This window comes from Streptomyces sp. NPDC044064 (genome assembly GCF_056434245.1).
The window spans coordinates 156,399-182,811 of record NZ_JBWKFN010000006.1; the positions used below are offsets into that span (position 1 = coordinate 156,399).

The 26,413-nt window shown below is 71.3% G+C and carries 22 protein-coding genes, 1 tRNA gene and 1 pseudogene; 13 read left to right on the forward strand and 11 right to left on the reverse strand.

The features are described 5' to 3' along the window. Positions 1-509 precede the first annotated feature (509 nt). On the forward strand, positions 510-728 hold the full coding sequence (locus tag AC07DS_RS12235; RefSeq protein WP_479144450.1) for a hypothetical protein: 219 nt from the start codon (positions 510-512) through the stop codon (positions 726-728). A gap of 327 nt (positions 729-1,055) precedes the next feature. After that, complete coding sequence (locus tag AC07DS_RS12240; RefSeq protein ID WP_479144452.1) at positions 1,056-1,265, forward strand: hypothetical protein; 210 nt, start codon at positions 1,056-1,058, stop codon at positions 1,263-1,265. 973 nt (positions 1,266-2,238) lie between these two features. Here AC07DS_RS12240 and AC07DS_RS12245 read toward each other — a convergent pair. Continuing rightward, the gene (locus tag AC07DS_RS12245; protein ID WP_479144454.1) at positions 2,239-2,997 is read right to left on the reverse strand and encodes a GntR family transcriptional regulator; all 759 of its coding nucleotides are present in this window, start codon (positions 2,995-2,997) and stop codon (positions 2,239-2,241) included. An 8-nt stretch (positions 2,998-3,005) separates the two neighbouring features. On the opposite strand from AC07DS_RS12245, the pseudogene AC07DS_RS12250 reads away from it, so the two are divergent. After that, positions 3,006-3,677, forward strand: a pseudogene (locus AC07DS_RS12250) (tyrosine-type recombinase/integrase); the annotation flags it as partial. Between the two features lie 90 nt (positions 3,678-3,767). Here AC07DS_RS12250 and AC07DS_RS12255 read toward each other — a convergent pair. The 4 genes from AC07DS_RS12255 to AC07DS_RS12270 all read right to left on the reverse strand — a co-directional run bounded on the left by AC07DS_RS12255 (position 3,768) and on the right by AC07DS_RS12270 (position 8,708). Beyond that, positions 3,768-3,840: transfer RNA gene (locus AC07DS_RS12255), tRNA-Arg, on the reverse strand. 87 nt (positions 3,841-3,927) lie between these two features. After that, positions 3,928-5,568: a glutamate--tRNA ligase gene (locus tag AC07DS_RS12260; RefSeq protein WP_479144456.1), complete on the reverse strand. Its 1,641-nt coding sequence runs from the start codon at positions 5,566-5,568 to the stop codon at positions 3,928-3,930. Positions 5,569-5,739: 171 nt separating this feature from the next. Next, a complete protein-coding gene (locus tag AC07DS_RS12265) occupies positions 5,740-7,353 on the reverse strand; it encodes an IclR family transcriptional regulator domain-containing protein (RefSeq protein WP_479144458.1) in 1,614 nt (537 codons plus the stop codon). An 80-nt stretch (positions 7,354-7,433) separates the two neighbouring features. Beyond that, the gene (locus AC07DS_RS12270) at positions 7,434-8,708 is read right to left on the reverse strand and encodes a M6 family metalloprotease domain-containing protein (protein ID WP_479144460.1); all 1,275 of its coding nucleotides are present in this window, start codon (positions 8,706-8,708) and stop codon (positions 7,434-7,436) included. A 294-nt stretch (positions 8,709-9,002) separates the two neighbouring features. Between AC07DS_RS12270 and AC07DS_RS12275 the strand changes: the two genes are divergently transcribed. Both AC07DS_RS12275 and AC07DS_RS12280 read left to right on the forward strand, forming a co-directional pair. After that, positions 9,003-9,644, forward strand: a complete 642-nt coding sequence (locus tag AC07DS_RS12275) for a TetR/AcrR family transcriptional regulator (RefSeq protein WP_145876398.1) — start codon at positions 9,003-9,005, stop codon at positions 9,642-9,644. Between the two features lie 145 nt (positions 9,645-9,789). After that, positions 9,790-11,328, forward strand: a complete 1,539-nt coding sequence (locus tag AC07DS_RS12280) for an MFS transporter (RefSeq protein ID WP_479144462.1) — start codon at positions 9,790-9,792, stop codon at positions 11,326-11,328. Between the two features lie 34 nt (positions 11,329-11,362). Here the strand turns inward: AC07DS_RS12280 and AC07DS_RS12285 are convergent, their stop codons facing one another. Continuing rightward, complete coding sequence (locus AC07DS_RS12285; RefSeq protein WP_145876402.1) at positions 11,363-11,872, reverse strand: MarR family winged helix-turn-helix transcriptional regulator; 510 nt, start codon at positions 11,870-11,872, stop codon at positions 11,363-11,365. 146 nt (positions 11,873-12,018) lie between these two features. On the opposite strand from AC07DS_RS12285, the gene AC07DS_RS12290 reads away from it, so the two are divergent. Continuing rightward, positions 12,019-12,807: a dioxygenase family protein gene (locus tag AC07DS_RS12290; protein ID WP_479144464.1), complete on the forward strand. Its 789-nt coding sequence runs from the start codon at positions 12,019-12,021 to the stop codon at positions 12,805-12,807. A gap of 30 nt (positions 12,808-12,837) precedes the next feature. Here AC07DS_RS12290 and AC07DS_RS12295 read toward each other — a convergent pair whose 3' ends face one another. Continuing rightward, positions 12,838-13,356, reverse strand: a complete 519-nt coding sequence (locus AC07DS_RS12295; RefSeq protein WP_479144466.1) for an N-acetyltransferase family protein — start codon at positions 13,354-13,356, stop codon at positions 12,838-12,840. A gap of 188 nt (positions 13,357-13,544) precedes the next feature. Here AC07DS_RS12295 and AC07DS_RS12300 point away from each other — a divergent pair, with 188 nt between their 5' ends. Then, positions 13,545-14,543, forward strand: coding sequence for a sigma-70 family RNA polymerase sigma factor (locus AC07DS_RS12300; protein WP_479144468.1), 999 nt, complete (start codon positions 13,545-13,547; stop codon positions 14,541-14,543). Between the two features lie 584 nt (positions 14,544-15,127). Then, entirely contained in the window at positions 15,128-15,760 is a 633-nt protein-coding gene (locus AC07DS_RS12305) for a TetR/AcrR family transcriptional regulator (protein ID WP_479144747.1), read from the forward strand. Between the two features lie 128 nt (positions 15,761-15,888). Here AC07DS_RS12305 and AC07DS_RS12310 read toward each other — a convergent pair whose 3' ends face one another. Then, entirely contained in the window at positions 15,889-16,869 is a 981-nt protein-coding gene (locus AC07DS_RS12310; protein ID WP_479144470.1) for a helix-turn-helix transcriptional regulator, read from the reverse strand. A gap of 62 nt (positions 16,870-16,931) precedes the next feature. Between AC07DS_RS12310 and AC07DS_RS12315 the strand changes: the two genes are divergently transcribed. From AC07DS_RS12315 to AC07DS_RS12335, 5 genes are all read left to right on the forward strand, one after another. Further along, positions 16,932-18,443, forward strand: a complete 1,512-nt coding sequence (locus tag AC07DS_RS12315; RefSeq protein WP_479144472.1) for an MFS transporter — start codon at positions 16,932-16,934, stop codon at positions 18,441-18,443. Positions 18,444-18,617: 174 nt separating this feature from the next. Continuing rightward, positions 18,618-19,379, forward strand: coding sequence for a DeoR/GlpR family DNA-binding transcription regulator (locus tag AC07DS_RS12320; protein ID WP_479144474.1), 762 nt, complete (start codon positions 18,618-18,620; stop codon positions 19,377-19,379). Beyond that, entirely contained in the window at positions 19,376-20,323 is a 948-nt protein-coding gene (gene pfkB / locus AC07DS_RS12325) for a 1-phosphofructokinase (protein ID WP_479144476.1), read from the forward strand. Before AC07DS_RS12320 ends, pfkB begins: the two co-directional genes overlap by 4 nt. A 265-nt stretch (positions 20,324-20,588) precedes the next feature. Then, positions 20,589-22,724 carry a PTS fructose transporter subunit IIABC gene (locus AC07DS_RS12330; RefSeq protein ID WP_479144478.1) on the forward strand — a complete coding sequence of 712 codons (2,136 nt, stop codon included), beginning with the start codon at positions 20,589-20,591 and terminating at the stop codon, positions 22,722-22,724. Positions 22,725-22,835: 111 nt separating this feature from the next. Further along, positions 22,836-23,066 carry a hypothetical protein gene (locus AC07DS_RS12335; protein ID WP_479144480.1) on the forward strand — a complete coding sequence of 77 codons (231 nt, stop codon included), beginning with the start codon at positions 22,836-22,838 and terminating at the stop codon, positions 23,064-23,066. A gap of 24 nt (positions 23,067-23,090) precedes the next feature. Here the strand turns inward: AC07DS_RS12335 and AC07DS_RS12340 are convergent, their stop codons facing one another. The 3 genes from AC07DS_RS12340 to AC07DS_RS12350 all read right to left on the reverse strand — a co-directional run bounded on the left by AC07DS_RS12340 (position 23,091) and on the right by AC07DS_RS12350 (position 26,404). Next, entirely contained in the window at positions 23,091-23,837 is a 747-nt protein-coding gene (locus tag AC07DS_RS12340; RefSeq protein ID WP_479144482.1) for a DUF6227 family protein, read from the reverse strand. 157 nt (positions 23,838-23,994) lie between these two features. Then, entirely contained in the window at positions 23,995-25,215 is a 1,221-nt protein-coding gene (locus tag AC07DS_RS12345; RefSeq protein WP_479144483.1) for a L,D-transpeptidase, read from the reverse strand. 160 nt (positions 25,216-25,375) lie between these two features. Further along, complete coding sequence (locus AC07DS_RS12350; protein ID WP_479144485.1) at positions 25,376-26,404, reverse strand: P1 family peptidase; 1,029 nt, start codon at positions 26,402-26,404, stop codon at positions 25,376-25,378. Positions 26,405-26,413 lie beyond the last annotated feature (9 nt).

Here is a 26,413-nt window from a genome sequence, read left to right on the forward strand (position 1 = left end):
GTGACCTGCCGCTTCGCCGGCCGAGCTAACGGGCGCGGGTGCACCCGCTGGCAACCCTTGTTGACCGCTGCTGACCCCTGCTTCTGGCACGGCTGTGGCGCGGCGACCTCTTCGTCCCGAAGCAACTTGAGCAGGCGCTCCAACTTGGGCCAGAGCACTGCTCAACTGCGGCGATCGTCCATTGGCGTCCGTGGGTGTCTGCCGCTGTGCGGGGGCGTTGTCACGCAGTTAGACACTCACCCCACAGCTCCGGAGGGTCCGGCAACTGCCTCGGAGATCTGGCGCGCCAACTCCTCGACGACTTGGGGTACTACGCGTTGGGCTCCCTGAGACCACCCATCCGGCCGGGGTGGTCTCTTCGTTCTAGGGCCTGCCCGGCCGGGTCGCGTCACCGACCCCGCACCCGCCAGCCGTGTCACCCGAATGGCGCAACGTGACGTGCCACCCACATGGGTGAAAGTCACGCTGGCTAGTGCCCCAACTGAGGCAATCCGCGAAAGGGGAACCAAATGCGCAGTCGACGAATCCTCGCCGCCGTCATCGCCACGGCAGCCCTCGCCGGACTCGGCCTCACAGGCGCCGCCACCGCCACCGCCGACACACCCAGCCCCACCCCTCACTTCAACTACGTCAGCCCTGCTAAGTGCAGGGAGGGCGGCGGAGAGCCCTATCTGCACAACACCGTCAAATGCACGGGCGGTACATACGACGGGTACACCATCGACTAAACCCCACAAAGCGCCCCGCAGCCACGCGCCGCGGGGCGCTCCTGCGCGAGCGTAGCCGGGAGAGTCGCAGGGACTGTGCCGTCCCGTCGGGCACGCTAGGTCCGAGTCGGCCCGGAAGCACGCGGCGGGCGGGAGCTCCCGCCCGCCGTCGCGCGCGAGCGCAATGGGTGGTCTCTTCGTTCTAGGGCCTGCCCGGCCGGGTCGCGTCACCGACCCCGCACCCGCCAGCCGTGTCACCCGAATGGCGCAACGTGACGTGCCACCCACATGGGTGAAAGTCACGCTGGCTAGTGCCCCAACTGAGGCAATCCGCGAAAGGGGAACCAAATGCGCAGTCGACGAATCCTCGCCGCCGTCATCGCCACGGCAGCCCTCGCCGGACTCGGCCTCACAGGCGCCGCCACCGCCACCGCCGCCGCACCCAGCCCCACCCCTGGTCAACGGTGGGTCACCTCTGACCAGTGCAGGGAGGGCGGCGGAACGGTAGAGGGCTTCGACTGCAAGGGCGGTACATACGACGGCCTGGGGATCGACTAAACCCCACAGGGCGCCCCGCAGCCACGCGCCGCGGGGCGCTCCTGCGCGAGCGTAACCGGGAGAGTCGCAGGGACTGTGCCGACCCGTCGAGCACGCTAGGTCCGAGTCGGCCCGGAAGCACGCGGCGGGCGGGAGTTCCCGAACGCAGTCGCGCGCGAGCGCAGCGAGCTGCCAAGGTTTGCGCGGCCGTAACCCGCACCTTTGGGACGAGCTGACGGAGCACTTCGGCTTGAGTCACCCCTACGACGTGGATGCAATGGCGGACCGCCTCACCGCCTGGTGGACGTCGATCCGCACTTCGGCTGCGGGGCGGCGGTCGTAGTGGGCTCGTGCTCCGGGGGATGCGGTGAGGGCGGCGAAGGCCCGGATGTAAGGATTCCCGGAGGACACCGAGGAAAGCTGACTTTCTAACCTCCACAGCCCGAGTCCCCGCCGCTGTGCCAGGCATTCACGGCGCCATCAACCCGCGTCCGATGTGCCAAACCGGCCCCGGACACACCTGCACGTCTCGCGCCGGCCTTCACCCACCACTTTCCCTAGCTCCCATCCCGTACGCCGTCGACCCACACACCGTGGAGCGGGCGTGGTTCCTGGCGTCCAGGTGGAGCGCGCCACTGTACGAACGACCTGGACGCCAGGGGCCGCGTCTGCTCGGCTCTGCCTGGGTCGATGGTGTGCGGGATGGGAGCTCCCAGCATCCGCCACGACGGACCCGCAGTCGGCGACGGCGCCCCCTCCTCCCGGTGCCGGCCGATCCCCCGCCGGAGGCACTGTTCTGGCCGTGGCCGCCCTATGCGGTGATCGCCTCATGGCCACCGGCCCTATCCACCAGTGGGCGCGCGTCGGCGCAGCGCGGGCGGAGCGGGCCGAAGGCAGGAGCGGCGCCCGCAGCGGAGCCGGGAAGCGCGCCCGGCGGAGCGGAGCGCAGCCGGGGCTTGATGAGGTAGAGAAACCTGTAACGGGACCGCCGCTCTCAGGCGTCGAAGTCGTACTCCAGGATGTAGGAGGCCGAGTCAAGAACCATCTCGTTGATCTCGACAGGGCGCCCCTCGTCGGCGAAAGCTGTCCGGCAAATGAGGATCACAGGTGTGCCCATCGACAGACTGAGTTGTGAGGCCTCTTCCTGAGAGGGCATCCGCGAACGGATCTCCTCACGGAAGTGCACTGGGTTGTAACCGAGTTCGGCGAGCCGCGCGTACGTGCCACCAGGCCCCGTGTCCTTCCGGGTAATGGCTGATCCCTCGACAAGAGAAGCGGGCAGGTACGACGTAGCGACGAGAACCGGCTTGCCGTCGAGGACGAACCGGCGACGCCTCACACAGACGCGCTCCGCCTCCTCCAGCTCCAGCACAGGTGCGACATGATCGGGAGCTTCCTCCTCGGTGACCTGCACCTGGTCCACCGTCAGGTTCCGCTCCTCGAGGTCTGCCGACCACACGGACTTCCCTGGTCCCCACTGCTGCTGAGAGAGCCGCTGGATGCCCTTCCGCCTCAAGGGTTGGAAGTCGCGGACAAAGACTCCGGCGCCCTTCCGGGCCTCGACGATGCCTTCACTCTGGAGCACACCGAGTGCCTGTCGCGCGGCCATGCGCGCCACCTCGTACTGCGCCATGAGGTCGTTCTCACCGGGCAGTCGGTCCCCCGGCCCATACCTGCCCGCGCGGATCGCCTCCTTCAACTCGTTGGCGATTCGCTGGTATTTCGGCTGGCGGCCGTTGCCTTCAGTGGCCATTGCTCGGTGACGAGTTGATCCGACGCAACCCGTGCCGGATCAAGGGGGCGGACCGCTACGACGTACCGGAACGGCCAGTCCTCACCGTGGCGGAGGTGTACGCCGTGGCTGAGGCGATCGCCCCGCGCTACAGGCTGCTCGTTCTCCTGGCCGCCTTCGCTGGGCTCCGCTTCGGGGAGCTGGCGTCGCTCCGCCGGCGGGACGTGAACTTGGCCGGTGCTGTGGTCGTGGTCCAGCGCTCGCAGGCAGAGATGCAGACAGGATCGCTCTTCGACAAGGCGCCGAAGTCCAACGCCGGTGTTCGCCCCGTGGCCTTTCCGAGTGAACTCCTGCCGGACGTGACGCAGCACCTCGACGCCTACGCAGGTCCCGGCCGTGACGGTCACGTCTTCCTTGGCCCTAGGGGCGGTCGGCTGCGGCGGAGCAACTTCCGGGACGACTGGATCAGGGCCAGGACCCTGGCAGGCATCACGGCAGACGTTCACTTCCACGATCTTCGACACACCGGGAACACTCTCGCCGCGTCCGGTGCGAGTCTGCGTGAGCTGATGACCCGGATGGGGCACAGCACACCTCGCGCGGCGCTGATCTACCAGCACATGGTCAACGGCCGTGACCGGGAGATCGCCGATCGGCTCGGCTCGATGATCCGCAAAGAGCGGGGTGACGCGGACTCCTAGCGGACCTTGTGGCACGGGTGTGGCACGGCCGTGATCACAGCAAAGGGCCAGTTCGAGAGGATCATGCCTCTGAACTGGCCCTTTGTCTTGTGCCCCCGGCAGGATTCGAACCTGCGACACCCGCTTTAGGAGAGCGGTGCTCTATCCCCTGAGCTACGAAGGCGAGGATCTGCACCGACAGTGTAGCGGCTGCCGTCGTGGGAGGTTCGAGCGTTTGCGGTGGCAGGCGGGTGGGGGTGGCCGGAGAGGGCTACTCGGCCAGTGCGGACACGCGGCGGAGTACCTCGTCGCGGCCCAGCGTGCGGGCCACGGCGAAGAGGTCCGGGCTGCGGGTCGAGCCGGTCAGGGCCACCCGGATCAGCTGGGAGGCCTCGCGGATCGAGCCGGGGTAGGCGTCCGGGTTCTTCTTGTGCTCCTTGGGCGAGGGGGCGAAGCCGTGCTTGGCGGCGAGCGTCCGGATCTGGTCGAACCAGGCCTGGGGGTCGTCCAGTTCCGCGTACTGCGCCGCGAAGTCCCGCGCGAAGGCGCGGACCAGGTCCTCGTCGAGGCCGCCGAGACGCTCGTCCCCGGCGGCGACGAGCGTGAACAGCTGCGGGAAGAAGAAGCCGTAGGCGTCGCGGAAGTCCGACCACTTGCGGAGATCCTTGCGGGGGTTGTCCACGCCCACCCGCTCCACGTCCACGGCTGCCAGTGCGAGTGCCCGCTCGGCGTCCAGCACCGGCACGAGGTCGGGGTCGTGGGACAGGGCCCACTCGCGTACGGCGGTGAGGATCTGCTCGCTGCTCAGCGTGGCGATGTGGTCCGCGCTGATGCCCTCCAGCTTCACCAGGTCGACCAGCGGACCCGCCACCCCGCAGTCCTCGAGCCTGATGGGCTCCTGAAGGGCCTGGGCGAGGGGGAGTTCGGCCAGCCGGCCGTTCGCGAGACCGCGGAGGTAGTAGAGCACCGGCTCGGCCGGGTAGCCCTCGCCGAGATAGAAGTCGACCGTGGACTCGGGGTCCTTGCGCTTGGAGAGCTTCCGTTTGCCGCCCTTGATCTGCTTCATCAGCGGCGCGATGTGCGCGTACACGGGCGGTTCGAAGCCGAGCGCCTCGAAGAGCTGGAGGTGCACGGGAACGGAGGAGATCCACTCCTCGCCCCTGATGACGAGGTCGACCCGCATCAGGTGGTCGTCCACGACGTGCGCGAAGTGGTACGTGGGCAACCGCACCGCGCTGTCCGAGGATTTGAGGATCACCACGTCGTTGCGGTTGTCCTCGTGCTCCAGGCGTCCGCGGATGGCGTCCGTGAAGGACCGGCGGGCACCGCGCAGGGCGGGCGAGCGGAAACGCACCACGTAGGGCGCGCCCTCGGCGAGCCTGGCCGCGACCTCGCCGGAGTCGGCGTCCCGCCAGATCGCCCAGTCGCCGTAGTAGCCCGTCGGCACCTTGGCGTCCTCCTGGCGCTGCCGGATGCCGGCCAGTTCCTCCTGGGTCGCGAAGCAGAGATAGGCCTGTCCGGTCCGCAGCAGCGCACGCACGTAACTGAGGTAGATCTCCTGGCGTGCCGACTGGAGGTAGGGGCCGTAGTCGCCGACGGCCGTGGCGTTGTCGGCGGGCAGGGCGAAGTAGTCGAACGCCCGGTTGAACTGCTCGATCGCGCCCTCGACCTGGCGCGACTGGTCGGTGTCCTCGATGCGGAGCAGGTACGTGCCACCGGTGCGGTGCGCGACGGCCTGGTTGATCAGGCCCGCGTAGATCCCGCCGATGTGGACGAAGCCGGTCGGCGACGGCGCCAGCCGGGTGACCTGCGCGCCGGCGGGCAGGTCGCGGGCCGGGTAGCGCTGCTCCCAGTGCGCGGGCTCCGGAAGGTCCGCGGGGAACAGTGCGTCGATGGTGCTGGCGTCGAGCATGGAGGGTCTCGGTTTCCGAACTGGAAGGGGCGTGGAAAGGGTCTGGAAAGGGCGCAGTTGGGGCGTGGAGAGGCTTGGAAGGATGTTTGTCCAGGCTACCAACGGGCCTGTTCGGCCTTCGGCGGGGCGATGTCGGCCGAGGGGGCGTCAGGCCGGTGCTCGGGCCGGCGCTCAGGCCGGCGGGACCCGCGTGAAGCGGGACGCGGTGTGCAGGTCCGACCGGATGCGGTCGGCGGTCGCGCGGAGGGCGGGGAGGAGGTCGTCGACGCACTCCTCAAGGGTGCGGCGGGCCGGATGAGTGGCCACGTTCACCGCGGCGACGGCCCGGCCCGTGCGGTCCCGTACGGGTACGGCCATCGACCGCAGACCCGACTCCAGCTCCTCGTCGACGAGTGCGTAGCCCTGCGCACGGACCTCGGCGAGGGCGGGGGACAGGGGCTCGGCGCCGTCCGCGAGGAGGACGCGGCCCAGGGAGGTCGGCGCGGCCGGCAGCCGGGTGCCCACCGTGACGTCCACGGTCAGCACCCGGTTCGCGCCCGCCCCGGCCGTGTACTGGATCTCCGCATCCGCGCCCGGCACCAGGACCGCCAGCGCCGTCGGCTCGTGCAACCGGTCGGTGAGGGCCCGCAGATGGGGCTCGGCGAGGCGGGGGAGCGTGGTGCGGGACAGCGGCGGGAAGCCCAGGTCGAGGACGCGGGGCGTGAGGGTGAAGGCGCGGTCGGGGCCCGCGGACACCAGGCCCAGGTGCTCGTACGTGATCAGCGCCCGCCGGGCCGTGGCGCGCGTCAGGCCGGTCGCCCGGGCCACCTCGGTCAGCGGCAGCGCGGAGCGGTCCGCGCCGAACGCGGTCAGCACGGTCAGGCCCCGGGCCAGGGACTCGACGAACTCCCGGCCCAGTTCGTGCTTGGACGCCGTCGTCCAGGTCGCCAGGCCCGAGGGCGGCGGGCCGGGCTGCGGCCGCGGTGCCTCGCGCAGGTCGGCCTCCATCGCCGCCACCGCCGTACGCAGCCGGGGAAGCAGGGAGGTGCGCAGGCCGGCCGCCGAGTGGCGGCTGGTGTGGCTGACCACGCTCGCCACGCACGCCACCCGGCCGGTGTCCGGCTCCCGTACCGGTACGGACACCGCGACCAGGCCCGGTTCGATCAGCTGGTCGTCCAGTGCCCAGCCGTGCCGGCGGGCCCGTTCCGCCCGCCGTTCGAAGTCGTCCGCGGCGGATGCCGGCCGGGGCGGTACGGCGGGGAAGGAGGCGTCCCCCGGGTCCTCGGCCCGCCGGGCCCGCCACCGCTGCCAGTCCGCGTCCGTCCAGTCGGCCGCGAACAGCGGTCCGGGCGCGGTGCGTTCGGCCGGCAGCAGGTCGCCGATGCGGAAGCTCACGGACATCGCGCGGCGGCGGGTGGCCTGGTGGATGAAGCGGATGCCGTCCAGGTCGGCCACCGCGAGCGACACCGACTCGTCCAGTTCGTCGGCCAGGGCGTCCGCGCGCGCGCCGAGCAGCGCGGGCAGGCGCAGGGCGGCCAGGTAGGCGTTGCCCAGCTCCATCACACGGGGGGCGAGGACGACGTCCCGGCCGTCGAGGCGGACGTACCCCATGCGGGCCAGGGTGGCGGTGATCCGGTCGACCGTGGACCGGGCGAGCCCGGTGGCCCGCTCCAGCGCGCTCGGGCTCAGCGTGCCGCCCGCCTCGGTCAGCCGCCGCAGCACGGCGATCCCGCGGATCAACGGCGCGACCGCCTCGGCCGGCACCCCGGCGCGGGCCTCGGCATCCAGTGCGGTGTTCGCGGGCATCAACTCTCCGATACGGCATCCAGGCACGCCTACGGTAGACCCGCCCGCGCGGCGGCCGCCCCGCCTGTGCCCCGGTCCCGCTAGCTCCGTGTGATCCGCACCTTGTAGTTCCCGGAATCGTCCGCCCCCAGCACCTCGATCGTGATGCCGTGGCGTGGGTCCTTGAAGGACTCGCCGGTGGTGAAGGGGGCGTCGGACAGTTCCGCCTGGACGTTGGGGCTGCGGGTGCAGCCGCCGCTGCCGCGGTGGGCGTCGTACACGGTGACCGGGCCGCGTCCGGTGTCCACGGTGGCGTCGACCTTGTAGACGAGGATGCCCGGCTTGCACACCGCCTCGTCGTTGCCGCCCGGGGCGCGCAGCTCCAGCGCGTACGTCGTCCGCGCGTCGAGCGGCACGAGGACCAGCTTCCCGCCGCCCTCCTTGTACAGCGGTGTCAGCGTGTAGTCGACGGTGCCCGGGCCGGCCGCGCAGCCGACCTGGTTGCCGTCCAGCCAGCCCAGCTTCCACTTGTGCCAGCCGAGCAGGTCGTTGTTGGCCCCCCAGTCCTCGCTCATGATGTCCCAGTGCCCGACGGTGCCCCCGCCCTCCTGGGTGTAGAGGTCGGGCAGTCCGAAGGTGTGGCCGTTCTCGTGCGGCAGGACGCGGTAGCCGGTGCGGGAGTAGGAGCCGGAGCCGTCGTCCTGGCGGGAGTAGACGAAGGACGCGTTGGCGATGGGGACGCCGTCGGCGACCGGGGCGTCGGCGTTGCCGGCGAAGGTCACGGACAGCACCGTGTCCAGGGCGGAGGGGCCGGCGTTCGGGGTGACCAGCACGTTCAGCAGGTTGTACGAGCGGAAGTCCACCTCGGGATCGGCGGCGGCGACGATGTCCTGCACCAGCTGCCGGTAGCCGGGGTCGAAGGGCGCTCCGCGCTCTATGCCGTATTCCTTGAAGGGCTTCGGCATCCGCAGCCAGGACGTGATCGGGGTCTCGGGGTGGTAGTCGAGCCGGCCGTACGACGCCGCGTGGAACCATTCCTGGGTCTGCGGGAAGAACTCGTGGAAGCGGTCGAGCGCGCTGCCCTGCCCGGGCGCGTCGGAGAAGTCGACCATCAGGGTCAGCGCGTGGACCGTGCCGGTGGAGCGGGAGTAACCGGCCGCGGTGGGCAGGCCCTCGGTCATCTGGATGTCCAGGCCGCTGTGGATCAGACACGGCGAGAGGGTGGAGCGGGCCAGGCCTATCGGCCCGGCGGTGGTGGGCGCCGCCAGGTGACCGGTCCCGGCCGAGGTGCTGACCGCGAGGGTCAGGACGGTCACGGCGACGAGGGCGGCCACGCGGCGCGGGCGTATGCGGCGGCGGGGCGAGTGCGGCTGCATGCATGGACCTTCCGCTCCACGGCAGCCGCCGGTCGCCGGCTGCACCCTTGCGCTCACCCTGTGTCGATGGGGTGGGGGGCGCGCGCTGGGGGAGACCGATCGTGGGAAATCCCCGCGCGGGCGGGTGGGAACCGTGCCCGGCAAGTGTGGTTCAGGTCACAGGAATTCCTTTCGGGGTCGGGAAATAACCGGGGAGCCCTTCCCCGTTTAGACCTGTGTCCGAGCGAAGCGGGGAGTCCTTCCCCGGATCGCCCGGCGAACCCGGACCACCGTCAACGACTCAGGGAGCACGCCGTGCAGACCGCAACCCCGACCCGCAAGGTGACCCGGCCGCGAGCCGACGCCCTGCGCAACCGGGAGCGGATCGTCACCGCCGCCCGGGAGATGTTCGTCGAGCACGGCCCGGACGTGCCGCTGGACGAGATCGCCCGCCGGGCCGGCGTCGGCAATGCCACCCTGTACCGCAACTTCCCGGACCGTGACGCCCTCGTCCGCGAGGTCGTCTGCTCCGTCATGGACCGCACGGCCGAAGCGGCCGAGCAGGCCCTCGCGGAGACCGGGGACGCCTTCGCCGCCCTGGAGCACTTCGTGCACGCCGCTGCCGACGAGCGGATCAGCGCGCTGTGCCCCATGGTCTCCAGCACCTTCGACAAGGACCACCCCGATCTGGTGGCGTCCCGGGAACGGGTCGAGCAGCTGATCGAGGAGGTCATGGGCCGGGCCAAGGAGGCGGGCCAGCTCCGCGCCGACGTGGGCGTCGGCGACGTGATGATCGCCGCCGCCCAGCTCAGCCGGCCGCCGGCCGGCACCGACTGCCTGAGCAGCGACCGCTTCGTCCACCGCCATCTGCAGCTGTTCCTGGACGGGCTGCGGGCCCCCGCCCGCTCGGCCCTGCCGGGGACGGCCGTGACCATCAAGGAGCTGCGCCGGTGCTGAGCGATTAGTTCCGGCCGCGCCGGCGGTCTCCCTCACACCAGCACCCCGGTCGTCGGCGACGACGAGCCGGCCCTCAGCACGCCACGCCCGACAGTTTTCCGTTTTCTGATTTTTTCCGTCACGAAGTCCCGAAGTGGGTATCCCCATGTCCGAAACAGCCCTCAAGGCTCCCGGCGCCGCTGCATCGAGCGGTGACGCCAACCGCTGGAAGGCGCTCGTCTTCATCGCGCTCGCCCAGCTGATGGTCGTCCTCGACGCCACCATCGTGAACATCGCCCTGCCCTCCGCCCAGCAGGACCTCGGCATATCCGACGGCAACCGGCAGTGGGTCGTCACCGCCTACGCCCTCGCCTTCGGTGGTCTGCTGCTCTTCGGCGGCCGCATCGCCGACCTGTGGGGCCGCAAGCGCGCCTTCGTCCTCGGCCTGACCGGCTTCGCCGCCGCCTCCGTGCTCGGCGGTGTCGCCACCACCGGCGCGATGATGTTCGGCGCCCGCGCGCTCCAGGGTGTCTTCGGCGCCCTGCTCGCCCCGGCCGCGCTGTCCCTGCTCGCCGTGATGTTCACGGACGCCAAGGAGCGCGCCAAGGCGTTCGGCATCTACGGCGCGATCGCCGGTGGCGGTGGCGCCGTCGGTCTGATCCTCGGCGGCTTCCTCACCGAGTACCTGGACTGGCGCTGGACCTTCTTCGTGAACGTCCCGTTCGCCGTCGCCGCCGCGCTCGGCGCCAACTTCGTCATCCGTGAGCCGGAGGGCGGCCGCAACCGCTCCCCGCTCGACATCCCCGGCGTGATCCTGTCCACCCTCGGCCTCGTCGCCCTCGTCTACGGCTTCACCCGTGCCGAGTCCGACGGCTGGAGCGACGCCGTGACCATCTCGATGTTCGTCGCGTCCGTGGTGCTGCTGACCGCCTTCGCGCTGGTCGAGTCCCGGGTCAAGGCCCCGCTGCTGCCGCTGCGCGTCGTCACCGACCGCAACCGCGGCGGGATCTACCTCTCCCTGGGCCTCGCGATCATCGGCATGTTCGGCCTGTTCCTCTTCCTGACCTACTACCTGCAGGTCGTGAAGGGCTACTCGCCGGTCAAGACCGGCTTCGCGTTCCTGCCGATGATCGCGGGCATGATCACCGGCTCCACCCAGATCGGCACCCGCCTGATGACCCGGGTCCCGGCCCGCTTCCTGATGGGCCCGGGCTTCCTGGTCGCCGGTCTCGGCATGCTGCTGCTGACCCAGCTGGAGGTCGACTCCTCCTACACCACGCTGCTGCTGCCCGCGATGCTGCTGCTCGGCCTCGGCATGGGTACGGCGTTCATGCCGGCCATGTCCCTGGCCACCTCGGGCGTCGAGCCCCGGGACGCCGGTGTCGCCTCCGCGATGGTCAACACCTCGCAGCAGGTGGGCGGCGCGATCGGCACCGCCCTGCTGAACACGATCGCCGCGTCCGCGACGACCTCGTACGTCAAGGACCACATCGCCGGTGCGGCCTCCAAGCCGCAGCAGCAGCTGGTCCAGCTGGAGGGCATGGTGCACGGCTACAGCGCGGCGATCTGGTTCGCCGTCGGCATCCTGGGCCTCGCGTCGCTGATCGCCTTCACCTTCGTCAACGCCGGCCGCCCGGGCACCACCACGGTGGCCTCCGGCGAGGGCGCCGAGGACGAGGTGCCGGTGCCGGTGGTCGCCCACTGAGCGCCCGTACGGTGAACCGGTCGGCTCGGCCGGACTAGCGGAGCCAGGGCAGGTCCGCACCCGCTTCGTTGGGCTGAAGGCCCTCGGCGACGATCTCCATGATCTCGCCGAGGGTCTTCTGCTGTTCCGGGGTCAGCCGCTCGAACAGCGCCTGCCGTACGGCGGTCACATGGCCCGGCGCGGTCCGGCGCAGCACCTCGGTGCCCTCGTCGGTGAGCACCGCGAACTGGCCGCGCTTGTCGGAGGGGCAGTCCTCACGGCGGACCCAGCCGTTCTTCTCCAGGCGCGCGATGGCGTGCGACAGCCGGGAACGGGTGATCTTCGCCTTCATCGCCAGCTCGGTCATCCGCAGCCGGCGGCGCGGCGCCTCGGCGAGGCTGACGAGCAGGCCGTAGTAGATGTGCGGCATGCCCGCGTCCCGCTGCAGCTGCCGGTCGAGGTGGTCCTCCAGCAGGGTGGTGGCGTGCAGATAGGCGCGCCAGACGCGCTGCTCCTCGTCGGTCAGCCAGCGGTGCCGGCCGGCGGAGTCCGTTGCCGTGTTCATGCATTCCACTGTACGGGGCATCTCCTTGAAACTTGAACAAGTCAGGCGTACTCTGTCGCCAAGAGCTTGAGAGTTAAAACATCTGGCCCGCAGTACTGGGACCGCACCAACAGCAGTACCCGACCGACGCATTGGGAGCCGCCGTCATGTCCGCCACCCAGGAGCGCATGCCCGCCCTGTATCTCAGCCATGGCGCCCCGCCGCTCGCCGACGACCCGGTCTGGCCCGGCCAGCTCGCCGCCTGGTCCGCGGACCTGCCGCGCCCCAAGGCGATCCTCATGGTCTCCGCGCATTGGGAGGAGGCCCCCCTCGCCCTCGGCGCGACCGAGACCATCCCGCTCGTCTACGACTTCTGGGGCTTCCCCGAGCACTACTACCGGGTCCGGTACGCCGCCCCCGGCGCGCCCGGACTTGCCGAGTCCGTCCGCAAGCTGCTGCGCGCCCCCGGCACCCCCGTCCAGGACATCCCCGACCGCGGCCTCGACCACGGTGCCTACGTCCCCCTCGTCGAGATGTTCCCGGCCGCCGACATCCCCGTCCTGCAGGTCTCCCTGCCCACCCTCGATCCCCGGCGTCTCATGGACATCGGCCGCAGGCTCGCCCCGCTGCGCGACGAGGGCGTGCTGATCGTCGGCTCCGGCTTCTTCACCCACAACCTGGCCGCCCTGCGCCACACGGGCGGGGGCGTGCCGAGCTGGTCCTCCGAGTTCGACGACTGGGGCCGGCGGGTCCTGGAGACCCGTGACTGGGACGCGCTGCTGGACTTCCTCCACAAGGCCCCGGCCGGCCGCTACGCCCACCCGCGCACCGAGCACTTCGCCCCGCTCTTCGTCACCATGGGCGCGGCGGAGGCGGGCGGCGAGCTGGACGCGCAGAAGTCGGTGATCGACGGGTTCTGGATGGGAATGGCGAAGCGGTCGGTGCAGTTCGGCTGATCCGGAGGTTCTTCCGGCGGTCCGGCCGGCCTAGAGGTCCTTCTCGTACCAGGCCACGTCCCAGTAGCGGCCGAACTTGCGCCCGACCTCCCGGTAGGTTCCGACGTACCGGAAGCCGAAGCGTGTGTGCAGCCGCTCGGAGGCCTCGTTGGGCTGGGCGATGCCGGCGTAGGCGCGGTGGATGTCCTCGTCGGCCAGGGCCTTGAAGAGGGTGTCGTAGAGCAGGGTGCCGATCCCGCGGCGGCCGGCGTCCGGAGCGACGTACACCGAAGTCTCCACGGATGTCGCGTACGCGGGCTTCGCCCGGTAAGGGCTGGATGTGGCGTACCCAAGAATCCGCCGACTTCGTCCGTCCGTGGCAACCATCAGGCGGTACGGCCCGTCTTCCGGGTGGGAGAGCAGCCAAGGGCGGCGCTCCTCCGGCGCGAAGATCACTGTGTCGAACGTGATGGGTGTCTCGCGTACGTAGTGGTTGTAGATGTCCGTGAGGGCTTCGAGGTCGCTCTCGACTCCCGGTCTGACCTGCACTTCTGCATACGCCGACGGCATCCGTCCTCCCTGTGGTCGGACAGGGTACTGCAAGATCAGAAAAATTGAGGGTCGGGTTGGGAATTCTGTCCGGATTCCAGTCGTTGTTTCCTTCGGATGCCGGGCACTCGTGGAGAGTCCCAGGAGTTCCAGGAGTGCTGAGCATCCCTTAAGGACCACCGCCCGCCCACCATCGCAAGGGAGCACGCATGGCAACCCGTGCCGTCGCCCGTCGTCAGTCCGCCACCGGCGAGACGGCCGACTCGGCCCGCAGTGTTCGCGCCCATGGCGGCGAGATCGCCGATCGCGACCTGGTCGGTATGTATCTCGACGAGATCGCGCGCACGCCGCTGCTCGACGCCGCCAAGGAAGTCGAGCTGTCCCAGACCATCGAGGCGGGTGTGTTCGCGCGGCAGGTCCTCGACGGCGAGGAGGAGTCACACACGGATGCCTCCCGCGAGGAGTTGGAGGCCCTGGTCGCCGCGGGCGAGCGGGCCAAGGACGTCTTCATCCGCTCCAACCTCCGCCTGGTCGTGGCGGTGGCCCGGCGCTACCCGCGCAGCGGCCTGCCCCTCCTCGACCTGATCCAGGAGGGCAACGCCGGTCTGGTGCGCGCCGTCGAGAAGTTCGACTACCGCAAGGGCTTCAAGTTCTCGACGTACGCCACCTGGTGGATCCGTCAGGCCATCACCCGCTCCATCGCCGACCAGTCCCGCACGATCCGGCTCCCCGTCCACCTGGTGGAGGAACTGGGCCGTATCCGCCGCGTGCAGCGCGAGTTCAACCGCGAGAACGGGCGCGATCCGGAGCCCGCGGAGATCGCCGCCGAGCTGGGCTCGACGCCGGAGCGCGTGACCGACGTGCTCGACTGGTCCCGTGACCCGGTCTCGCTCAACATGTCCGTGGACGACGACGGCGACACCCAGTTCGGCGACCTCCTGGAGGACACCTCGGCGGTGTCACCGGAGCAGTCGGTGCTCACGCTGCTGCGCAGTGAGGAGCTGGACGACCTGATCGGCCGCCTGGACCAGCGCACGGCCTCCATCATCAAGATGCGGTACGGCATCGAGGACGGCCGTGAGCGCACCCTGACCGAGGTCGGCAAGGAGCACGGCCTGACCCGCGAGCGCATCCGCCAGATCGAGAAGCACGCGCTGCTCGAACTGAAGAAGCTGGCCCGCACCACCGGCTTCGACGCGGCGGCGTGACGGACGGGGAAGTGCGGCCATGACGAAACCGGGCGTACGCCCGGTGGCGAAAGACGGCGCAAACATGGCGTGGTCCCATCGCTTCAACCCCGGGGCCCGAGGGAACAACCCTTCAGGGCCCAGGAGTTGGACCCCAGGGCCCGCACTCCCGCCCTTCGCGGACACCCCACGTCTGCCAGTGACGAGCACGTCGTAGGTCTTCTTCGTCAGTTCCTGCTCGACAAGTGAGCCACGTCCCCGCGCCATCCCCCCCCGGCGCCGGGACCTTCCCAGAGCCGGGCTTCGGCGCCTACCCCCCCCCAGGCGCCGGGGCCCGGCTTCTTGCCGTGGGCGCGGGGGAGGAGAGCGGGGAGCGGAGGAAGAGGGTCGGCTCGCCGAAGGCCGGCGGTGCGGACATGCTGGATCGGCGGGCCACCCCGTACCTGAACCCCGGGGTGGCCCGCCGGATGGCAGATTCTGCCACATCGGCATAGCCTGCCGAGGTGAGCACCCCCAGCACCACGGGCAACACCGCGCACCAGCCCTTTTCCGCCTCGGCCCCCGCCCCGGCGTCCCTGACGGAGCGCCGCAAGGCGGAGACCCGCATGGAGATCGCCCGCGCGGCGGCCGCCCTTTTCGTCCGCCAAGGGCTGCGTGCCACCCGGGCGGAGGACATCGCCCAGGCGGCGGGCATCGCCCCGCGCACGTTCTACCGCTACTTCGCCTCGAAGGAGGAGGCGGTGGCCCCTCTCTACGCGGCGGGTGCCCAGCTCTGGACGCAGGCGGTGCGCGAGGCCCCGCCGGCGCTCACCGTCCCGGAGGCCCTGCGCCACGCGGTCCACCAGACCCTCACCCCCGGCGCCGCCGTCTCGGCCTCGTCCTGGGAATGGGTCCGCACCCTGATCCGTCTGGCCGACGCGAGTCCCGCCCTGCGCAAGGTCTGGGCGGAGGTCTGCCAGTCCTCGGAGAAGACGCTCGCGGAGATTCTGGCGGAGCGTTCGCCGGTGTCCCGAGGGCAGACGGTCTCCGCCGATCCGGAGCCCGGCGACAACGTTGCCCGCCCGGCCGCGATCCCCCCGCGCCTCCACTTCGCTGCGGCGGTGGCGGGCGCGGCGGTCCGGGTGGCCGTCGAATCCTGGTCCACCACGACGTCTCCACCCACCGGCCCCACCGGCCCGGCAGCCCTGGCCCTCCAGAACCTGGATGCGCTGGGGGAGTTCGAGTGGGACGAGGAGTAGCCGGCACCGTTCGCTCCGCCGGCTGTGCGGCTGCGGGCACGTTGTGGCCGGTCGCGCAGTTCCCCGCGCCGCTGGGAGTTGCAGCCCCGTCGGCTGCGCGGCCGCTCAGGAGGTCGGCTGAAACCCGCCTAGGCCGCCCCGGTTCCCCCCGCCCGGCTCAACCGCGCGCCCAACTCACGTACGCACACCGCGAGTTCGGCCGGTCCCCGAACCGAGAACTCACCCCCCGTCATCGCCAGCCGCACCGCCAGCCACTCCACCGGATCCCCGCTGCTGCCCCGCACCACGCACCAGCCCTCCCCGTCCGGCTCCGGCACCCCGACCCAACCGGGCACCCGCGACGACACCTCTTCCACGGACCCGGCGAACCGGACCTCGAACTCGTACGTCCCGGTGTCGGGCCGCCGCTGGATGGACCGCCGCAGGTACTCCGCCGCGCTTCCCATCGGCAACTCCCGCGGAGCGAACCGCACGCCGGTGGCGAACGGCTCCCGTACCCGGTCCACCCGGAACGTCCGCCAGTCGTCGCGCCCGAGGTCGTACGCGACGAGGTACCACCGCCGCCCGGTGGACACCAGCTGATGCGGCTCGGCCAGCCGCCGTGACTCGCTGCCGTCCTTGTCCCGGTAGGCGAACCGCAGCCGCTCGTGCCCGGCCACCGTCGACGCCATCACGGTCAGCGTCTCGGGCGCGATGCTCGCCCCGTCCCCGCTGGTCAGCGCCGTCGTCGCGGCCTGCAGCGTCGAGACCCGGTGCCGCAGCCGCGAGGGCAGCACCTGCTCCAGCTTCGCCAGCGCCCGCACCGACGCCTCCTCCACCCCCTCCACCGCGTGTCCGGCACCGGCCCGCAGCCCGACCGCGATCGCCACCGCCTCCTCGTCGTCGAGCACCAGCGGCGGCATCGCCTTGCCCGCGACCAGCCGGTATCCGCCGTCGGCGCCCTTCGTGGCCTGCACGGGATAGCCCAGCTCCCGCAGCCGGTCGATGTCCCGCCGCACGGTACGGCGGGACACCCCGAGCCGGTCGGACAGCTCGCCGCCGGGCCACTCACGCGGGGTCTGGAGGAGGGAGAGCAACTGGAGGAGCCGAGCCGGAGTGTCCGTCGTCATGTGTTCGAGAATGCCCTACAACTAGGACACGATCTGACCTAATGGGGTCCTAACTTGTACCCATGACCTCCACGGAACAGACCCTCAGCGCAGAGCAGAGCCCGGGCGACCGCCGCCGGTGGTTCGCGCTCGCGATCGTGATGACCGCGGCCTTCATGGACCTCGTCGACGTCACGATCGTCAACATCGCGATCCCCTCGATCCAGCACGACGAGGGCGCCTCCTTCAGCCAGATCCAGTGGATAACCGCGGGCTACGCCCTGGCCTTCGCCGCCGGTCTGATCACCGGCGGCCGGCTCGGCGACATCCACGGCCGCCGCCGGATGTTCCTCATCGGCATCGGCGGCTTCACCCTGGCCTCGGCCCTGTGCGGCTTCGCCGCGAACCCCGAGATGCTGGTCGCCTCCCGCATCCTGCAGGGCGGCATGGCGGCGATGATGGTCCCGCAGGTCCTGTCGATCGTGCACGCCACCTTCCCCGCCCACGAGCGCGGCAAGGTCTTCGGTCTCTTCGGCGCGATCGTCGGCCTGGGCGCGGTCTCCGGCCCGCTGCTCGGCGCCCTGCTGACGGAGTGGAACCTGTTCGGGCTCGAGTGGCGCCCGATCTTCCTGATCAACCTCCCCGTGGGCGTCGCCGCCTTCCTCCTCGGGCGCCGCTTCATCAGCGAGTCCCGCGCCCCGAAGGCGCTGAAGCTGGACCTCGTCGGCGTCGCCCTGGTGACCCTGGGTCTGCTGATGCTGCTCTACCCGCTCACCCGCGGCCGCGAGCTGGGCTGGCCGCTGTGGGGGTACGTCTCGATGGCCGGCGCGTTCGGCGTCTTCGCGGCGCTGGTGGCGTACGAGCGGCGCAAGGCGGCCCAGGACGGTTCCCCGCTGATCGAGCTGTCGCTGTTCCGTGTGAAGAGCTTCGCCGCCGGTATCGCCGTGCAGGCCGTCTTCGGCGTGGCGCTCGGCATCTTCTTCCTGGTCTGGACGCTGTACATGCAGGTCGGGCTGGGCTGGAGCCCGCTGCGGGCCGGCCTGACGGGCGTGCCGTTCTCGCTCGCGGTCTCGACGGCGGCCGGCATGTCCGTGCAGAAGCTGGTCCCGCGCTTCGGCCGTAACGTGCTCCAGATGGGCGCGCTGGTGATGGGTGCGGGCGTCCTCGTCTACATCTGGGAGTCGCACCGGTACGGCCTCGGTATCGCCTCCTGGCAGATGGCCCTTCCGCTGGTCGTGATGGGCGCCGGCATGGGCCTGATCGTGGCCCCGCTGACGGACGCGGTGCTCTCGGAGGTGCCGCGCGAGCACGCCGGTTCCGCGTCCGGCCTGATCAACACCGTGCAGCAGATGGGCAACGCGCTCGGCCTCGGACTGGTCTCGGTGGTGTTCTTCGGCGTGATCGACGACCGGCTGACGCGCGCCGAGGTGGGCCCGGCCTTCGTCCACGGCTTCCAGCACGCGCTGTGGTGGGTGGCCGGCGTGATGGGCGTGATCTTCCTGCTGATGTCCGCTCTGCCGAAGCGTCCGGCGCAGCACGTGGAGGGCGCGTCCGACGCTCCGGCGGTGGAGAGGGAACCCGAGCTGGTGTCCTGACCAGAGGCAGGAGGGGGCCCGGTACCGACCAGGTACCGGGCCCTTCTGCTGTCCGGACAGAACCGGAAGTCCGTTCATGCCCGATTGTGGCCCGAACCTGTTTACTTCCCGAAAATCGAGGCGTAGTCTCGCGGTGAAACCACACGTTCGGGCATGAGGCGGAGGCAAACGGACATGTACGCACCGGAGCGGCAGCAGGAGATCCTCCGGATCGCCCGTGATGGCGGCCGGGTGGACGTGCTGTCGCTGGCCGAGGAGTTCCAGGTCACGGCGGAGACGATCCGCCGGGATCTGAAGGCCCTCGACCGTGCGGGCCTCGTCCGCCGGGTGCACGGCGGTGCCATCCCGGTCGGCCGCCTCGACTTCGAGCCGGACCTCGCCGAACGCGAGTCCACCGCCGCCGACGAGAAGGACCGCATCGCCAAGGCGGCCCTCGCCGAGCTGCCCGTCGAGGGCACGATGATCCTCGACGCCGGTACGACGGTGGCGCGGTTGGCCGCGGCCATCCCGCTGGAGGCCTCCCTCACCGTCGTCACGCACAGCCTGCCGATCGCCGCCCGCCTCGCCGACCACCCGGGCATCCAGCTGCACCTGGTCGGCGGGCGCGTCCGGCACCGCACACGCGCCGCGGTGGACGCCTGGGCGTTGCGCGCGTACGGCGAGATCCGCGCCGACGTCCTGTTCGTCGCCGCCAACGGCTTCTCCGCCGAGCACGGTCTGACCACCCCCGACCTCGCCGAGGCCGCGGTCAAGCGCGCGGCCGTCGCCGCCGCCCGCCGCGTCGTCCTCCTCGCCGACTCCGCCAAGCACGGCCAGGAGCACTTCGCCCGCTTCGGCGACCTGAGCGACGTGGACCTGCTGATCACCGACAGCGGGCTGAGCCCCGAAGACGCCGCCGTGATCGAGCGCGGCGGCACGGAAGTAGTGCGCGCATGATCCTCACCGTCACTCCCAACCCGTCCCTCGACCGCACCTACGAGGTCCAGAAACTGAAGCGTGGCGAGGTCATCCGGGCCGAGACCGAGCGCACGGACCCCGGTGGCAAGGGCGTGAACGTCTCGCGCGCCGTCGCGGCCGCCGGGCGGCGCACGGTCGCCGTACTGCCCCTGGGCGGTGCGCCGGGTGCGCTCGTCGCCGATCTGCTCGACGCGCAGGGCATCGAGGTCGCTCCGGTCCCGGTCGCCGGTGCCACCCGCTCGAACATCGCGCTCGCGGAGGCGGACGGGGTGCTCACGAAGATCAACGCGCCGGGCCCCGAACTGTCCCCGGCCGAACAGGAGCTGCTCCTGGACGCCGTCCGCGAGCAGTCCCGCGACGCGGACTGGATCGCGTGCTGCGGAAGCCTGCCCCGGGGCCTCACGCCCTCCTGGTACGCCGACGTCGTCACGCGGGCGCACGCCGGCGGCGCACGCATCGCCCTGGACACCTCGGGGCGCGCGCTCCTGGAGGCGCTGCGCGCCCGGCCCGACGTGGTGAAGCCGAACGCCGAGGAGCTGGCGGAAGCCGTCGGGCGCCCCCTGGCGACGGTGGGCGACGCGGTGAAGGCGGCCGAGGAACTGCGCGAGATGGGCGCGCGCGCCGTGCTCGCGAGCCTGGGTGCCGACGGGCAGCTGCTGGTGGACGGCGCGGGCGCCTGGTTCGGCAGCGCGCACGTGGACGCCGTACGCAGCAACGTGGGCGCCGGCGACTCCTCCCTCGCCGGCTTCCTGATCGCCGGCGGCCGCGGCCCGGAGGCCCTCGCCTCCGCCGTCGCCCACGGCGCCGCCGCCGTCCGGCTCCCCGGCAGTGTGATGCCGACCCCCGCCGACCTGGCCCCGGCCGCGGTGACGGTCACGGCCGACATCCCGGTCGACCGCGAACTGACGGAGCCGGTGTCATGAACGTCCACGAGCCCCGCACGGCCGCGCCGATCACGCCGGCCCTGCCGTCGGCGCCGCTGCGGCCACCGGCCATGAAGCGGCGGGGCTCCCCGTTACCCGCCGCCTCGGCGGGCCGGCAGGACGCCCCGATCCGCCCTGCCACCCCCAGCAGGCAGGGTCTCCCCGGCCAGGCCTGCGCCCACCCCGCCGCCTCCCCCCGCAGCACTCCCGTCCCCACCTCCGCCCACCCCACTCCCCGGGCGATACGCGTGCATAGGAGCCCGCGATGAGCGACATGATCACCGCGGACCTGGTCGACCTCGACCTGTCCGCCGACACCAAGGAAGCGGCGGCGCGCGCCCTCGCCGAGCGCATGGTGGCCCAGGGCCGGGTGACCGACCTGGAGGGCTTCCTCGCCGACGTGGCCGCCCGGGAGGCCCAGATGCCGACCGGCCTCGACGGCGGCATCGGCATCCCGCACTGCCGCAGCGCCCATGTCACCGAGCCGACGCTCGCTTTCGGCCGCAGCGCCGCCGGCATCGACTTCGGCGCCCCGGACGGTCCCGCCGACCTGATCTTCCTGATCGCGGCCCCGGCCGGCGCCGACGACGCGCACCTGACGATCCTCTCCTCGCTGGCCCGGCAACTGATGAACACCGAGTTCACGGACGCGCTGCGGTCGGCGGGCGACCCGGGGACGACGGCGGCGCTGATCCGCGGGGAGCAGGCACCGGCGACCGCGGACAGCGCGTCCGCCGGTGCACAGGCGTCCGAGGACGCCTCCGAAGACTCCGCTGCGACGCCGGTGGCGGCCTCCGCCGGCGCCGCAGCGGGCAGCACGGCCCCGGCGCCGGGCGCGGCCACCGAGAGCGGCTCCGCCCCGGCGCCGGGCGCCACGGGAACGACGGGACCGGGCGAACGCCCCTTCCGTATCGTCGCCGTCACCTCCTGCCCGACCGGCATCGCCCACACCTACATGGCGGCCGAGTCCCTGGAGAACGCGGGCCACGAGGCGGACGTCGAGGTCGTCGTCGAGACACAGGGCTCGGCCGGCTTCACCCGGCTCGACCCGGCGGTGATCGCGGCGGCGGACGGCGTGATCTTCGCGCACGACGTCCCCGTACGCGACAAGGAGCGCTTCGCGGGCAAGCCGACGGTCGACGTCGGCGTGAAGGCGGGCATCAACCGCCCCGCCGAGCTGATCTCCGAGGTGCGCGGCAGGGCCGAGCGCGGCGAGGTCACCGCGGGCGCCGCCGCGGGGACGCCGGTCGAGCGCGCGGGCGACTCCACCGAGGGCTACGGCACCAAGCTCCGCAAGTGGCTGATGTCCGGCGTCAGCTACATGGTCCCGTTCGTCGCGGCCGGCGGTCTGCTCATCGCCCTCGGCTTCGCGATCGGCGGCTGGAAGGTCAGCAAGGCGCCGTCGGTCATGGACCACTTCGTCTGGACCCAGTCGGGCAGCTGGGGCGCGCTGCTCCTCCAGATCGGCGTGGTGTCCTTCGGCTTCCTCATCCCGGTCCTGGCCGGCTACATCGCCTACGGCATGGCGGACCGCCCCGGCCTCGTCCCCGGCTTCGTCGGCGGTTCGATCGCCCTCACCATCAACGCCGGCTTCCTCGGCGGTCTGGCGGCCGGTCTGATCGCCGGTGGTGTGGTGACGGCGATCCAGAAGATCAGCATCCCGGCGCCGTTGCGCGGCATCATGCCGGTGGTGGTGATCCCGCTGATCTCCTCGGCGATCGTCGGGTTCCTGATGTTCGTCGTGATCGGCAAGCCCATCGCGTCCGCCCAGAAGGGCCTGACCGACTGGCTGGGCGGCCTCACCGGCACCAACGCCATCCTGCTCGGTGCCCTGCTCGGCCTGATGATGTGCTTCGACCTGGGCGGCCCGGTCAACAAGGTGGCCTACACCTTCGCCACCGCGGGCATCGCGGTCGCCAGCCCGAGCGACTCCGCGATGAAGATCATGGCCGCGGTGATGGCGGCCGGCATGGTCCCGCCGCTGGCGATGGCCCTGGCCACGACGGTCCGCGGCAGGCTCTTCACCCGGACCGAGCGCGAGAACGGCAAGGCCGCCTGGGTGCTGGGCGCCTCCTTCATCTCCGAGGGCGCGATCCCGTTCGCCGCGGCGGACCCGCTGCGGGTCATCCCGTCCGTCATGGTGGGCGGCGCGATCACCGGCGCGCTGTCGATGGGCTTCGGAGCCACCCTGCGCGCCCCGCACGGCGGCATCTTCGTGGTCCCGCTGATCGGCAACCCGTTCCTCTACCTGATCGCCATCGCGGTCGGCGTCTGCGTCAGCGCGACCCTGGTCGTCCTCCTCAAGGGCATGCGCAAGCAGGCTCCGGAGGCCACGGCCACGGACCCCGCCGCCAACCCCGCCACGACGCCGAAGGAGGCGAAGCAGCCCGTCGCCGCCTGACGGGGTACCGCCACACTTGTCCCTTTGGTGAGCTGTGAGTTGTTCACGGCACCTGCGAGATACGTCACGGTCCGGGGTCAAAGTCCCGGACCGTGGTGTCTACTGGACGGCATGCCTGAGCAAGTCCCGACTCTTCAGCTGATCGGCGTGACCGTCCTCACCCTGGCGGGCGTCGTCTGGGCCCTCGCGGTGACCCGCATCATGCGCCGTGCCCGTGTTGAGGCTGCTCTGGCGGCCTTCCCGCACCAGCGCTTCGGCCCTCCGCCGCAGGAGTACGTCGAACTGAGCGCGGCGGAACAGGACGCCTTCGCCGGCCTCGTACGGCGACTCGGAAGCCGCTGACGGAAGCGGGCCCCGACGCTGCTGTCAGGCCTGCCGCGCCGCGCGCCGTTCCATGGCGTCCCGGGCCGCGTCCTCCGACGTGTAGACCTCGCACATGTGCCGTCCGTCGGGCGTCGCCGTGTGCTCGACCTCCCACAGCGAGACCTCCCGGTCGTCCGGCAGCAGGAACGCGTGCTCGTACAGCGCGAAGCTCAGGCCCGCGCGGCCGGTCCGGCCGGGCCGCCCGAACGCCTGGGTGATCTGATGCGCGGCCGCCGTCGCCAGCAGCGCCGCCGTCTCCGCGTCCGGACGGTCGGGGTTCTCCGCGCGGCGCAGCAGCCGGCGCGCGTGGTCCGCCGAGTCGTCCGGGGCGTACACATGCCGGGGCTCGGGGATCGCCGACAGCTGTATCAGCACCGGCAGCTCGAAGTCCGGGGTGTCCGCCGGCAGCGCGAGCCGGGCGGTGGCCGTGTGCAGCTCCTCCTCGTCGACGTACACCTCGTGCTGGGCGTCGCCGCCCGGCACGGTGTTGTGGACCAGCTCCCACAGGGTCACCGCCGAGCCGTCGGCGAGCAGCCAGGTGTGCCGGTACGTCTCGCGGTGCAGTCCCGCGCTGTGGTGGGCGGAGTGCAGGGAACTGTCCTGCGCCAGGGCGCAGTCGAGCTGCCGTAACACCTCGTCGGGCAGTTCGAAGGAGTTCAGGGCACGGCCGAGGAGTCGCTCGAGATGCTCCTCCGGAGACTCGGGCGACTCGGCTGGTTCGTACGCTGCCGTCTCGTACGGAACGCTCAAGGCTTCTCCCGGCGTTGCTGCATGTCACCTTGTGGGTGCATACCGTAGCCCCTCGGTCGGACATCATGTCCGGGAACCGAGAAAACGTATGCCCGGAAAACGCGCGGGCCGCGCGAGAAGTTCCCGCGCGGCCTCACGAACCGTCAGAATCGGCCGGTCAGACGGCGTTTCCGGCGGTCCAGGCGCTCCAGGACATGTTCCAGCCGTTGAGGCCGTTGTCCGGGGACACCGTCTTGTCCGGGGAGTTCTTCACGATCACGACGTCACCGATGAGCGAGTTGTCGTAGAACCACTTGGCCGTCGTGTCGCCCTGCGCGCCCTGCACGTCCGCCAGGCCGACGCAGCCGTGGCTGGTGCCCTCCCGGCCGAACGGCGGGTTGCCCTTGTTGTACCAGTAGTTGCCGTGGATGAACGTGCCGGAGGTCGTCAGGCGCATCGCGTGCGGCACGTCGGAGATGTCGTACTCCCCGCCGAAGCCGACGGTCGAGCCGTTCATACGGGTCTGCACGAACTTCTCGGAGATGACCATCTGGCCGTTGTACGTGGTGTGCTGCGCGCTGCCCGCGGAGATCGGCACCGACTTGAGCGTCTTGCCGTCCCGCTGCACCGTCATCGTCTGCGTGTTGACGTCGACCGTGGAGACCTGCGAGCGCCCGATGGTGAAGGACACCGTCTTCTTCTGCACGCCGTAGACGCCGTTCGCGCCCTGCACCCCGTCCAGGTCGATCTTCATCGTGACCTTGGAGCCGGCCTTCCAGTACTCCTGCGGCCGGAAGTCGAGCCGCTGGTTCCCGAACCAGTGCCCGACGATCTGCTGACCGCTGCTGGAGCCGACCGTGATGTGCGACTGCACGGCCTTCTTGTCGGTGATGGCCTTGTCGAAGGTGAACGACACCGGCATGCCCACGCCGACGGTCGAGCCGTCGTCCGGGGTGTAGGTGCCGATGAAGCTGTTGGCCGAGCTGACGGTGGTGAAGATGGAGTTGGCCGCCGCCGTGCGCCCGCTCGCGTCCTTCGCGGTCGCGTCGATCTCGTACTTCGTGCCGCGCTCCAGCTGTCCCTTCGGCTTCCAGCTGCTGCCGTCCGCCGATATCGCCCCCTGCACCGCCTGCCCCGACCCGGCCACGGTCATCTTCACGTCCGTCAGCCTGCCGCCGCTGACCTTCACACCGGTGGCGTTGATCGACGCGCCGGTCGAACCGTCCTTGGCCGAGATCACGACCTTCGCCGTCGACGTCCTGGGCGAGTCCTTGCCGCCCTTGCCGTCGTCGTTCGAGGCGTTGGCGCTGCCACCGCAGGCGGTCAGGGTCAGGGCGCCGACCACCAAGGCGGCACAGGCCCCCAGTACGCGCCGCGCTGCAATGTCCGGCGTTGTCACGGGCTGCTCCAGGTTCGTGTGATGTGCGTGATCCGTTCCAGTGCGTCATGAAAGAGGGCCCGGGCCCGGGGGGAGGTTCCCTCCGCAGCCGGTTGACGTCATCACGTGACAGAACCGCGACAATCCGTGGCTCGACCCGCGGCCCGACGGCCGCCGGGGCTCAGCGCTTCCCGTACAACTCCCTGTACGACGGCCACGTTCCACCCCGCCCGTCCACCGGCTCGGCGGCGCGCACGGCCCGCACGATCGCCCGGGTCACGACATCGGCGCCGGCCGCGAGGACGTCGTTGAGCGCCAACGGGCCGGCGCCGTCGAGCGTGCGGGTGCCGGTCGCCAGCGCGAAGACCGTGTCGCCGTCGTGCAGCAGGTGCACCGGCCGCACGGCGCGTGCGATGCCGTCGTGCGCCGTGCCCGCCATCTTCTGCGCCTGCGCCTTGGTGAGGTCCGCGTCGGTCGCGACCACCGCGAGCGTCGTGTTCAGCGGCGGCGGCGCGTTCTTCGCGGCCACCTCGGCGAGACGCCGACGCGCTACCTCGTGCACGCGCTCCTCCGGATACCGCACGCGCCCCTGGAACAACTCCCCGTACAGGACGCCCGTGTCCGGATCCAGCACCGACCCCGCCGCGTTCACCACCACCAGCGCGGCCACCGTGATCCCCGAGTCCAGCACCGCACTCGCGGTGCCCACCCCGCCCTTGAGCTGCCCCGCCACGGCGCCCGTACCGGCGCCCACGCACCCCTCGTGCACGGCCGCGCCGCGCCTGCTCGCCGCGGCCGCCTCCACCGCCGCACGCCCCGTCGCCGCGTCCGGACGGGCGCGGAAGTCCCCGCCGCGCCCCAGATCGAAGACGCACGCGGCGGGCACCACCGGCACGACGTGCTCCGGGTCAGGCCCGACCCGCACCCCGCGCCCCTGCTCCTCGAGCCAGGCCATCACCCCGGACGCCGCGTCGAGCCCGTAGGCGCTGCCTCCGGTCAGCACGACGGCGTCGACCTTCTGCACCACGTTGCGCGGATCGAGGGCGTCGGTCTCCTTGGTGCCGGGACCGCCCCCGCGCACGTCCACGGCGGCGACCGCGCCGCCCTCGGGCGCGAGGACGACCGTGGTGCCGGTGAGCCGGCCGTCCCCGCCGAGGGTGGCGTGTCCCACCCGCAGCCCGGCGACATCCGTCAATGCGTCAACTGTCATGGGGTCAGT